The organism is Pseudomonas tremae (genome assembly GCF_001401155.1).
Taxonomy (GTDB): Bacteria; Pseudomonadota; Gammaproteobacteria; order Pseudomonadales; family Pseudomonadaceae; genus Aquipseudomonas; species Aquipseudomonas tremae.
In genome coordinates this window covers 1-631 of sequence record NZ_LJRO01000116.1, presented here as the reverse complement: position 1 = coordinate 631, position 631 = coordinate 1, and the positions used below count along the sequence as shown (strand labels likewise).

The window sequence follows — 631 nt, the reverse complement described above, 5'->3', positions numbered from 1 at the left end:
AACGAGCCTCAGTGGAGGTAGCAGCGCAGCACATTATTGTTTCACTGACCTATACAACCGGCACTGAAGTGCTGGATATTCCCGGCGCGCCTATGATGCCCGCAACCGAGACCGCGAAGACTTCGCTATGGCAGTTGGCACACACCCATGCCTACCGGGCCAAAGCTAAGGATGCATTGCTGATCCAGGCTATGGATAGTGAAGGCGCAGTCATCAGGAAACTGGACAAAGCCACCATCAAGGAATTGGTTACAACCATTGAGGCCCCCCAACACCTCAGCGAGTACCTCGACCTAAATCTGAAAACATCGGCGTATGCGCAACAACTCAAGCAGTCACGAAAAGTCATGCTGGAAGCTCAGATGAAGATGATGCTGCTGGAGATCGAAAAACTGGCGTTTGCGCCAGCGGGTCGTTAGTGGATCAAAGCAGTGCTGGATTCGCCAGCACCGCAAGGGCGCCGAACCATCAAAGATGAAGCCATCGAAGTCAGGTTTTTCACTGTCAATCAATTCAAGATGACCAATGTCATGCTGATCGCTCCCGCGGGGAAATTCGATAAGGGACCGCTTGTACTGTGCACACTGAATGCTTCCGACGGCATCGTTTTCCGCTGGTTCAACAGCATGTT

General features: G+C 52.3%; 1 pseudogene. It reads left to right on the top strand.

Features of this window, described 5'->3' with window-relative positions:
* Positions 1-631: pseudogene (locus ALO43_RS28490) on the top strand (dermonecrotic toxin domain-containing protein); the annotation flags it as partial.